This window comes from Allocoleopsis sp. (assembly GCF_036703385.1).
GTDB lineage: Bacteria > Cyanobacteriota > Cyanobacteriia > Cyanobacteriales > Coleofasciculaceae > Allocoleopsis.
Map to the genome: position 1 here is coordinate 1 of NZ_DATNPA010000772.1, position 10,289 is coordinate 10,289.

General features: G+C 46.9%; 10 protein-coding genes and 2 pseudogenes. 6 read left to right on the forward strand and 6 right to left on the reverse strand.

What is annotated here, in order from left to right; translation table 11 throughout:
* On the forward strand, positions 1–549 hold a 549-nt coding region (locus tag V6C93_RS36135), incomplete at its 5' end, for an adenylate/guanylate cyclase domain-containing protein (RefSeq protein WP_333481526.1).
* Positions 550–956: 407 nt separating this feature from the next.
* Complete coding sequence (locus tag V6C93_RS36140; RefSeq protein ID WP_333481527.1) at positions 957–4,322, forward strand: hybrid sensor histidine kinase/response regulator; 3,366 nt, start codon at positions 957–959, stop codon at positions 4,320–4,322.
* Here the strand turns inward: V6C93_RS36140 and V6C93_RS36145 are convergent.
* Both V6C93_RS36145 and V6C93_RS36150 read right to left on the reverse strand, forming a co-directional pair.
* Complete coding sequence (locus V6C93_RS36145; protein ID WP_333481528.1) at positions 4,319–5,572, reverse strand: MFS transporter; 1,254 nt, start codon at positions 5,570–5,572, stop codon at positions 4,319–4,321. The genes V6C93_RS36140 and V6C93_RS36145 overlap by 4 nt on opposite strands.
* A gap of 461 nt (positions 5,573–6,033) precedes the next feature.
* Positions 6,034–6,927, reverse strand: a complete 894-nt coding sequence (locus V6C93_RS36150) for a M23 family metallopeptidase (RefSeq protein ID WP_333481529.1) — start codon at positions 6,925–6,927, stop codon at positions 6,034–6,036.
* 41 nt (positions 6,928–6,968) lie between these two features.
* Between V6C93_RS36150 and V6C93_RS36155 the strand changes: the two genes are divergently transcribed.
* The 3 genes and pseudogenes from V6C93_RS36155 to V6C93_RS38655 form a co-directional block, all read left to right on the forward strand.
* Entirely contained in the window at positions 6,969–7,211 is a 243-nt protein-coding gene (locus V6C93_RS36155) for a hypothetical protein (protein ID WP_333481530.1), read from the forward strand.
* 143 nt (positions 7,212–7,354) lie between these two features.
* The gene (locus V6C93_RS36160; RefSeq protein WP_333481531.1) at positions 7,355–7,585 is read left to right on the forward strand and encodes a DUF4926 domain-containing protein; all 231 of its coding nucleotides are present in this window, start codon (positions 7,355–7,357) and stop codon (positions 7,583–7,585) included.
* 304 nt (positions 7,586–7,889) lie between these two features.
* Positions 7,890–8,027: pseudogene (locus V6C93_RS38655) on the forward strand (transposase); the annotation flags it as partial.
* A 50-nt stretch (positions 8,028–8,077) separates the two neighbouring features.
* Here V6C93_RS38655 and V6C93_RS38660 read toward each other — a convergent pair.
* On the reverse strand, positions 8,078–8,560 hold the full coding sequence (locus tag V6C93_RS38660; RefSeq protein WP_349262949.1) for a PEP-CTERM sorting domain-containing protein: 483 nt from the start codon (positions 8,558–8,560) through the stop codon (positions 8,078–8,080).
* Between the two features lie 15 nt (positions 8,561–8,575).
* A pseudogene (locus tag V6C93_RS38665) lies at positions 8,576–8,833 on the reverse strand (DUF433 domain-containing protein); the annotation flags it as partial.
* Positions 8,834–8,841: 8 nt separating this feature from the next.
* Between V6C93_RS38665 and V6C93_RS36170 the strand changes: the two are divergent.
* Positions 8,842–9,039, forward strand: coding sequence for a hypothetical protein (locus tag V6C93_RS36170; protein WP_333481533.1), 198 nt, complete (start codon positions 8,842–8,844; stop codon positions 9,037–9,039).
* Here the strand turns inward: V6C93_RS36170 and V6C93_RS36175 are convergent.
* Both V6C93_RS36175 and V6C93_RS36180 read right to left on the reverse strand, forming a co-directional pair.
* Positions 9,036–9,491, reverse strand: a complete 456-nt coding sequence (locus tag V6C93_RS36175; RefSeq protein WP_333481534.1) for a DUF29 domain-containing protein — start codon at positions 9,489–9,491, stop codon at positions 9,036–9,038. The genes V6C93_RS36170 and V6C93_RS36175 overlap by 4 nt on opposite strands.
* A gap of 113 nt (positions 9,492–9,604) precedes the next feature.
* Positions 9,605–10,285, reverse strand: coding sequence for a Uma2 family endonuclease (locus V6C93_RS36180; RefSeq protein WP_349262950.1), 681 nt, complete (start codon positions 10,283–10,285; stop codon positions 9,605–9,607).
* Between the last annotated feature and the right edge of the window lie 4 nt (positions 10,286–10,289).

The following is a 10,289-nucleotide window of genomic DNA, read 5'->3' on the forward strand; positions in this document are numbered from 1 at the left end:
ACCGATGTTACCGTTTTGTTTGCTGACTTAGTTAATTTTACTGAGATTTCGGCTCAAATTCCCCCTACACGATTAGTTGAATTGCTCAACAAAATCTTTTCTGAATTTGATCGGCTGGCAGAGAAGCACGGTTTAGAAAAAATTAAGACCATTGGAGATGCCTATATGGTAGTGGGGGGTCTGCCAATGCCTAGAGCGGATCATGCAGAAGCGATCACAGAAATGGCTCTCGATATGCAACAGAAAATCACTCGCTTCACAGGACTTAATGGCGAACCGTTTCACCTCCGCATTGGCATTAATACAGGGCCGGTGATAGCAGGAGTAATTGGTACCAAAAAGTTCACCTATGACTTATGGGGCGATACGGTGAATGTTGCGTCTCGGATGGAATCTCATGGTATTGAAGGGCGCATTCAAGTAACAGATGTTACTTACGAGCGTTTGAAAGGCAAATATGTGTTTGAACAGAGGGGTGTTACCCCCATTAAGGGTAAAGGAGACATGATGACATATTGGCTTATAGGGAGAAAAGATGCTCACTTTTAAGAGCCGCCTCTTCAACTAACTGGCGTGATCCCTTTTTTGTTATAGCAAAAGGCAGAAGGCAGAAGGCTTTTATGTTTATTACTGATACATGGTCGTTTCAGGCGTTAAAGAAAGTCCTAACCTTTATGGCAACAGCTATACTTTGGGGCTGAGAAATCCGGCGAAGCATTCTTAGATAAACCTTTTGGGCTTTACGTGAAGTTTGTGGCAAGAATGCTTCACCCCTACAAAAATCGTGATTCTTTCCCGGAAATAAGAAAAGAGGGATGAGATGTCTATCAATAGAACTCTGCTGCCTAAGGCGAAAACTTAAATGATCGAACTCTAATCTATCCGACCATTATCTATTAAGCTAAACAAAAGCTGTAAGTTTGAACCTTAACAACATCTGGACGACTACGAAAAAAATGCTGAACGTGTTGAGTCCCCAGTTGCGTGGTTATGGTGGTGCTGGATTAGGAGTTGTGCTAGCGCTGCTACTGAAACGACTGATCGAAGTTCAAATTGCTGTTGACAACCCTTTCCTCCTCTTCTTTCCAGTGGTCATGGGCAGTACCTGGTATGGAGGTTTGGGGCCAGGACTGTTAGCAACTATAGTAACGAGCTTGCTCTCCTATTATTTCTTTATAGACCCCAACTATTCACTCTTTTTTACCTATTTTGGGCAACTTTTCGCATCGGAGCCTACTGTAGGACAAAGCTTGCACTGGATGCCTAAGCCTGAGGAAACCTTGCAGTTAGGATTATACATTTTGCAAGCCTTGCTGTTTTGTGGGTTAATGGGTGTGCTTCACCTGGGAAGGCTCCAAGGTGAGACGTTTAAGAATCAGGAAAAAACGCGATCGCTCTTTCGTCCAACTGCATCCCAACAAGCACAACTTCCAGTGCCTATTATGGCGGATTGGTGTTTTGTCGAGATTTTAAGAGAAGATGGTTCGCTTCGGCGACTCCCTGTCGTTCATAGAGAATTGCTTTATCCTGATGCCGCTTATCGTACCCGGATGTTTGCTAAACATAGGGCGCAAGATGAAAGCTATCGAGATTGGGAGCGGGACATTACCTGTAAAGATGGAAGCCTTAAAACCATCGCTTGGTCAAACATCTCCCAGCAGTTTCCCATTCCGGGTTGGGTAACCTGGGGCATTGGCGTTGACACGACCGATCGCAAACGGGCGGAGGACGCCCTCAAAACCAGTCAGGAGCGACTGCTCTTAGCTCAAAAGGTTGGCAAAATTGGTTCCTTTGAGTGGAATCTTCAAACCAAGCAACTGACCTGGACACAAGAGCTGGAAGCGTTGTATGGCTTGGCTCCGGGTAGCTTTGGAGGCAACTACAAAGACTGGTTAAAGGCACTCCACCCCGATGATCGTGCTCAGGCCAAACAGGAAGTCCGATACATACTTACTCAGGGCATAGACTTTAGCATGGAGTACCGCATCCTTTGGCCTGACGGAAGTTTACATTGGATTGCCAGCCGATCGCAGGTTTTTAACGATGACGCTGGAAAGCCTTGGCGTATGATTGGCGTCCATAAGGACATTACTGAGCGCAAACAGGCGGAAGAGGCGCTTAGGGAAAGCGAGGAGCGATTCCGGGTGATGTTTAATCAAGCCGCTGTGGGCATCGCCCTAGTGGGATTAGACGGCTACTTTATCCAAGTCAATCCAGCAATGTCGGAGATTACTGGGTACAGCACCGATGAGTTACTTCAGATGAGGATTCAGGACATTAGCCATCCTGAAGAACAGCAGGTTGATTTCGACAAGTTTCAACGAGTGGTGACGCGGGAGATTAACGGTTACTCGGTAGAAAAGCGCTACTTCCACAAAAATGGCTCCATTATTTGGGTGAATGTTACTGTTTCAGCGGTGTGGGACTCCAAGGGGCAACCGAAGTATGGGGTTGGCATTATTGAGGATATTAACGAACGGCAAGCCGCGCAGCGCGAACGCAAACGTGCTGAAGCCTCACAGCAGTTTCTGGTAAAAGCGAGTACCATGCTAGCTGCCTCGTTGGATTATGAAACCACACTGAATAATGTGGCTCACTTAGCCGTCCCCAGCCTCGCGGATTGGTGCTTGGTTGACGTTTTTCACGCCGATGCATCAATTCGGCAAATCGCCATAGCCTGTGCTGACGCCTCGAAACAGGCAACACTAGAAGAACTGCGACGCCGTTACCCCCCCGATCCCAAAGCACAGAATTCCCTATGGCAAAGGCTCCTAAAGGGTGAATCCATACTCTGTCCAGAATTAACCGATTCACAGATGATTGCCTCTGCTCAAAATGATGAACACTTGCAATTACTGAGGAGTTTGGGGAAGAGATCGGTAATGGTTGTTCCGATCCAGTCTCGACAACAGGTTCTCGGCGTAATTTCCTTTGCTGCATCGGAATCGGGGCGTTGCTACAATCTAGATGACCTGGCTTTGGCAGAAGATATAGCCCGTCGTGCAGCTACGGCGATTGACAACGCTCGCCTGTACCGAGATAGTGAAGCGGCTCGAAACGCGGCTCAAGAGGCCAATCGGATGAAAGACGAGTTTCTCGCCATACTCTCTCACGAATTGCGATCGCCCCTCAATGCCATTCTCGGCTGGACGCAGATGCTCCGAACGCGCAAGCTTAGCGAAGAGGCGACGGCTCGTGCTTTAGAAACCATTGAGCGCAATGCCAGAGTACAAACGCAACTGATTGAAGATTTGCTGGATGTCTCTCGGATTATTCGCGGGAAACTCAGTCTAAATATCCGCCCTCTCAACCTGGCTTCAGTGATTGATGCTGCCATCAATACGGTACGTCCAGCCGCTGATGCCAAAGGAATCCAACTTGAGTCTATACCCACTGCCAAGGCGGGATTAATTTCGGGCGATGCAAACCGTTTACAGCAAGTGGTCTGGAATCTACTGTCTAACAGCATCAAGTTTACACCTCAAGGAGGACGGGTCCAAGTACGAGTCGATAGCCAGACAAAAGATGTATCGGGTCGTCTGTACACTCAAATCCAAGTCACAGATACGGGCAAAGGTATCAGCCCTGAGTTTCTCCCCCACGTTTTCGATCGCTTCCGTCAGGCGGATAGTACCACCACACGGTCCTATGGGGGCTTGGGACTGGGACTGGCGATAGTCCGTCATTTGGTGGAACTGCATGGAGGCACTGTTCAAGCCGAAAGTGCCGGAGAAGAACAGGGAGCAACGTTTACAGTCAAATTACCACTTTTGGAAAAGAGCCGGGACGTGTCACACAGCAGGAAAAAATTCCCCTCTCATCTTCTCACTAACACTCCGGTCACGTCCAAACGGCTTCCTGCTGATGCTCCTAATGTCGTCAGCACTCCGTTATCGCTATCAGCCTCTGAGCCTCTCACAAACTTACGAGTACTTGTGGTTGATGATGAGGCGGATACACGGGATTACCTAATTGGACTCCTCAAAGAGTCGGGAGCTCAAGTAACGGGTGTAGCCTCTGTGAGGCAAGCCCTCTCAGAAATTGGGCAGTTGCTACCAGATATACTCGTTACTGATATCGGTATGCCTGGTGAGGATGGCTACTCCCTAATCCAACAAGTGAGAGCCTTGGCACCAGAGCAAGGAGGATTGATTCCGGCTGTTGCCGTCACAGCCTATGCTAGCGAGGAGGATGCCAAACGTGCGATCGCGGCAGGCTTTCAAGTCCATCTTTCTAAACCCGTTGACTCACCTCAATTGGTGGCTGTGTTGGCACAGCTTGCCGGACGGCTCGCAGAAACTGACGCTACGATTAACTACTAAATAACATCCTGTAAGACCTTCCCCGTGTTGCGCCATGTCCAGATACCAGCCACAGCTACCACAAGGCTCATACCTACCAGTACAGTCGTTAAACCCAGCCTATCAGTCAACGGGCCTGCGATCGCCAACGGAACACTCAGGGCAATATTCACCACGTTATTTTGGAATCCGAAGACTTTGCCCCGCATGGTTTCCTCGGTAGAGGTGTGAATAACAGTTTGCATGGGGACGCCAATCAAGGAGGCGGCTAAACCCAACAAACCGCTCAGCCCCAATCCCACCCACATATGTTTAGTAAAAGTAAATACAGCCAAAACCAAGGCCATACTCACAAAACCCACTAAGGGTAAGGGCTTATGATGAAAGCGATCGCCCCAGTGTCCCAATACCCCAGCTCCGAAAACTACACCAATTCCAGCCGCCGCTAAGAGAAAGCCAAATTGAGTAGGCTTAAGTCCAATTCGTTGAGCTAAATTAAACGCGAGTACTGTTAAGGCTGCAAACACCGAGTACAGAATCGTTAACTGCACCATTGCATTCCTAACCCGACGATTTTTCCACAGATAACGTAGACCTTCCCTAAAATCATGCCAGGGATGAATCGCTACCGTACTATTGCTAATATTCTTCTCTTTGATTTCGATAAAGATACTGCTCAAACCAGCAACCAGATAGCATAGGGAAACAAAAATAGCTTGACTATTTTCTCCTCCCCAAGTTTTTACCAGAAATAAAATCGGCTCTCCAATGGCAAAACCGACAATTAGCGAACCCATCATCGTTGTGGTAAAGAGCGCATTGGCTGACATTAAATTTTCTGGTCGTACCAAAAGAGGAATGGCTGCCTGTTCAGCTGGAGCCGAGAATTGCGCCATGCTAGAGAGCAAAAAGGTAATCACCAGCAGGAGTACAAACTGTTTTGGCAATAGGAGGATTAAAAGCATCAGTACTGCACGAACCAAGTCAGCACCAATTAGCAATTGCTTTTTCGGAACGCGGTCAACAAAAATGCCAGCCGCCGATCCGAAGAAAATGGCTGGTAGCGTAAAAGCCACCATCAAAGCGGAGCGCATGGAATTTTCCAAAGCTGGCGGCGACTGATAATAATCGAGCAGAGAAATTAACAAAACGAAGCAGACTTTATCTGATACTTGGGACAACAACTGCCCAAACCACATCACCATAAACGGTCGGTTTTTTAGCAGGGCATAAAATCCGCTTGTCCTCGCCGGCGGTTCAGCTGGAAACATAGCAATAGTTCAGTCGGCTATCGATCTCTTTACCTAGTGTGTGCTGTTAAAAAGCGTTGGTGCCAGTCTAGCAGCCAATTTTTTTTGTGGGCTAGTACAGGGAACAAGTGTAAATTCTATACTCTAACTTAGTAAGGTCTAAAAAGGAAAAATCCGAGCTGGTGTGGAAACTCCTCAGTAGTGAGGTTTCACTTGTGAAGGTGATATTTTAAAAGGACAAGTCTTTCTCCTGTCTTGGGGAAATCTACAGGACATTGAAGCTCAAAACGTTTCTGATTGATAGGTCACTTGCTCAATTGTCACATATATCACTGTTGACAAGCGTTTTTAGTTGACTACACCACAAAACTTAACTCCCCTATGGATTAAGATAGCTTTCTCCTGACTTCTGTGTAGCAGCTTAAGCGAACGCAGCACTTTCTTAGAGTTAAGGCCAGAGGTAAAAATCCGCATAAATGAATCTATCTTTGGGCGGTTGGTTTTGCCTGAAGGTTGGGTTTTGGATCTTGGGCAATCCAACCTTGAGACGAATAGTAACGAACCTCAAAATGTAGATGCGGTTTTGTGGTGTCAGGGTGTCCGGTAGTCCCAACAGTTCCTAGTTTATCTCCTACCTTAACCAACTGACCCGTTCTGACTGATACTTGGTTGAGATGGGCATAGCGAGTTTGCCGTCCACCTTGGTGATTCACAACCACCAAATTGCCGTAACCTCCTTGTTTTCCTGCGTAGGCGATGGTTCCCACCTCAACAGACAGTACTGGAGTACCGGGATTAGCCAGTAAATCAATGCCACTGTGAAATCTACGTTGACCCGTTTTGGCGTCTGGATGCCAGCCATAGCTTAAGGCTACGGATGCAGTAATGGGCAAAGGATAACCCTGAAATCCGGTGTAATTCTCTCCTGTCCGGCGTCGGGTAGCTGAACGATTCACCCCTGGAATAAAGATTTGACGCGGCTTGGGTTGACAGCCGTTGAGTTCGTACAAAACATCAGCACGGACACCGTAGGTAGCGGCGACATCTTCCCAGCGAGAACCCGCAGGAACTTGTATCCGCATACCATTGATCGGGGGAATGAAAATTTCTTGACCAACGAGTAGCGATCGCTCCCTTAAGATGGGATTAAAAGCGATGAGTGTCTCAGGAATCAGTTTGTATCGCTTGGCAATGCTCTGCAATGTTTCACCCGCAGCAATCTTGTGTCGAGCCAATCGTAAGAGAACGGGTGGGGGACAGCTGTTTTTGGGCGGTGTGGGAGTTTGAGCAATAGCCGAATGAGATTGTATACCAATAGCCGGGGTAATCAGGCAAACAATTGTGCCAAGAATGGGAAGTCTGCGAGATAAAGGCATTTGTATTGTGTGATGAGTCAACAAAGTCCAGAGTAGGATGTTTGAAGTTGAATTTAGCGATCGCAATTCCCTCTCGATACAGTACTTCTGCGCTCACTAAAATTTTAGGAATATATGTACTCACGCCACTGAGCGCTTTATTCTTCCTCTGTTTCTTCTCCTTGACTGTGCTGCTCAAACTCGGTCAAGATTTAAAGTTGAATTTAGCGATCGATCGCAATTCCCTCTCGATACAGTTTCTCGTACTGCTTCAGCTTTGGGGGAATGGACTTCGAGGAGAATAGTGCGATCAGTTGAGAAATTTTTTTCTTGAGCCTTTTGTGTCAGTTGTATGATAATTCCGAATGCAGATCGCGCTGTGATCGAACATAGCTCAGATACTCCAAGATTGACAACCTGCTACCCGTTGTAAGAGTTAGAGGTTTATATGACAGATGCAGTCAAGTTGTTAGATGTAGTTGCTCTTACAGTCAATTTGCCTGAATTCAATCTGCGGCGTGGTCAAGTGGGTACAGTTGTTGAAATCCTTGCCGAGGGTAGGGCGTTTGAAATTGAATTTAGCGATCGCACAGGACGCACTTACGAGTCTCTTGGTTTACGTGCAGAGCAAATTATGGTGCTACATTTTGAGCCAGTATCTGGTGATGTTGCAGCTTAACAAGGTGAGGGGCGATAAGCCTACGGCATAGCTTCGCTTAGCGCTTCTCGTACTGCTTCGGCATTGGGGGAGTGGAGTTTGACGGGGATGGTTGCGATCGCTCTGGAAAATCAGGGCGTTTTCCGGGAAATAAGACATCTGCCAATGTTGGACTTTAGGCTTAGGGATGCAAGGATAGCCTACCACCTGAAGTCAAAGAAATCAGCTAGAAGGTCAATGGTTCACCTCCTCTCAAAAATTTACTCAACTCACCTTAGTTTTGAAGACTTCAAGTAAAGCTTACTTTATTTACCAGCCGCTTGGGGGCAGGAGTTCTATCGGTTGGCACTTGGATTTTAAGCTCCTGAAAGTCATTAATGAACTTGGAGAATTACTCAGAGTTCAACTCACTCCAGCTAATGTTGATGACCGCCAACTCGTGCCACATTTAATGAAAGGACTCTAAGGCAAAGTTGCGAACTATTGATATGTAATAGAAGGTGCTAACACGAGCTAAAGCTGTCTTTTCTGTTTACGCGATCGCCGGTAACCAACACCTAGAACACCAAAGGTTAGTATACCCAAAGTTGAGGTGGGTTCGGGAACAGGTGTCGGCAGAGGATCGGGTTCGGAAACAGGGGTGGCAAGGTAGATACCCTGAGTTCCATCAGTGAGAGTGGCAGAGAAGGCAATTTGCCCAGAATTATTCAACCCTGCTCTAGAAAAACCAAGGTATTCCACTACCGAACCAAAGAGTGGATCGCCAATAGCGATAACTCGATCTACCACTGAATCTGACCAGGGAAAAATACCACGCTCTCCCGAATTTAGTTCCGCAAAAAAAGCCACCGTATTCTTGTCGTTGATGGAGGGGGTCAATAAAGAACGAAATGAACCACTGGTATCAGCGATGGTGGTAGTCGTTGTCCCATCGCTAGTCAAAATACTAGTGAACGAGCCTGGGTGTCCTGGTGCTGGTTCAACGGTAAAGGCCACTGATGCTTGAGATTTTTCCTGTTGTGATTGCTCCCATTCCTCGCGAATTTTACTGTCAATTTCATCTTGGCGATCAAAGTAATACACCATCGCCGCATGAGCTTCTGATAGTGTCAGATAAGGATGCTGCCGGCACATTTCTTCCACTGACCAACCATAAGCCAAATAATCCATGACAATCTGAGCAACACGCACACGCGGTATCCGCTGTAACCGTGCAGTAAGAACTCCCGCATCTATTTCGACAAGCTGTAACCCAACTTCAATGAGCATTACGGAACTTGGTTTCATCTAATGTCCGGCAAATCACCCATAATATCAAGTTCGTAGTTGCGCTCTCTTCGCTAAAGCGCGACGACGAACTCTCCCAAATTTTATTAATGCTATATCAGCGGACATCATATCAGACGCCGTTGTTAGCACGACCAAAGAGCGATCTCACAGCTTTAGGTTATCAGTTGGGCGATCGCTTCCCTTAACCATCAGCCTGATTTGGTTCCGGCAAAAATTCAGAATTCATCACTTGCTCTGGAGTGTAGGGACATTCTTCCGGAAAAACTTGCTCACCCAACTGAGTCTCTCGAATCGCCAAAGCTAAACCTAGTTCGTAAGTAGCAAGAAAAACCTCATCTAGATAAGACTTCAAACTAGGGCTATCCTGCAAAAGTAACCGAATCTGAACCCGTTGCTCTCGAATTGTACCCAACCAGCTATTGCTGCGTTTGTCAGGTTGAAATTGCCACTTCAGGAGGTGTCCTAACAATATTCCTAGCCGATTCCTCAGCTCTTGTCGCTCTTTTCTACTTAAAGATTCAATTTCTTCAATCAAGTTTATCGTGTCTAATTGCTCCCACTGCTGAGCTTTTAGCAGCGTCACCTGCTCTTGAGTCCAACCATAAAAATCCGTTTCATAGAGGTGAGATGTATACATTTTTATGAACTCTCGTTAATCTTCTTCAGCCCCGTCTGAGTAAGTCAGATACTCCTAGAAGGTTAGTTTCTGAGTTGTTACCGTCATAGCGATCGCCTTATAATCCAGTCAGTTTACTCAGGCAACTCTCCAAAACGTTCTCGATAACGAGCGAGCATTGCTTCTGCTTGTTCTGCTCTCTCCTCTGCTTGATGTCTCGCCTGAACTTCTGCATGGAGTGCCTCCACCAACTCATCGGGAATCAACAACTTCTCCCCCGTATCCTCCCGATAAAACCCAATCAGCTCTCCTTCCACCGCTAAGCGCAACTGCAATGGTTCACTCCGGCTATCTGTAATTAATTCATAACTCTCTCCTCGGAGTCGATATCCCTGCAACCGCTCTTCTATCCATTCCCCTTTGGGGTCAAATAACCAATATTCCTGAACCTCTAACTGCTCATACAAGGTTTTTTTAAAGCCTGTATCTTGGGCTTGAGTTCCTCCAGAAGTCATCTCAAAAATGACAGCAGGAACTTGACCTTCTTCCCAAATTTTATAGTTGTCCCGTCCTCCTGGCTCCACATCAAAAATCACCATGACATCAGGAGCCACTCGCAACTTCGGAAAACCTTGAGCATAGTACAAAAATTGATTCCCTAAAACCGTTGCCTGACGACCTTTTAGGTATTGCCTCAACACTTCCAATGTTGTGAGTAAGGCATAGAGATGAGCATACGTTTCTGCCACAGGTTCACCATCAGCACTGGGATAGAACGGTTGGGATTGTTTGGCTGTAGGGGTAAGAGCCGTCATAGTT

Coding starts and splice junctions, on each gene's coding strand:
- V6C93_RS36140 (WP_333481527.1), top strand. CDS start 957: ATGCTGAACGTGTTGAGTCCCCAGTTGCGTGGTTATGGTGGTGCTGGA.
- V6C93_RS36145 (WP_333481528.1), bottom strand. CDS start 5,572: ATGTTTCCAGCTGAACCGCCGGCGAGGACAAGCGGATTTTATGCCCTG.
- V6C93_RS36150 (WP_333481529.1), bottom strand. CDS start 6,927: ATGCCTTTATCTCGCAGACTTCCCATTCTTGGCACAATTGTTTGCCTG.
- V6C93_RS36160 (WP_333481531.1), top strand. CDS start 7,355: ATGACAGATGCAGTCAAGTTGTTAGATGTAGTTGCTCTTACAGTCAAT.
- V6C93_RS36175 (WP_333481534.1), bottom strand. CDS start 9,491: ATGTATACATCTCACCTCTATGAAACGGATTTTTATGGTTGGACTCAA.
- V6C93_RS36180 (WP_349262950.1), bottom strand. CDS start 10,285: ATGACGGCTCTTACCCCTACAGCCAAACAATCCCAACCGTTCTATCCC.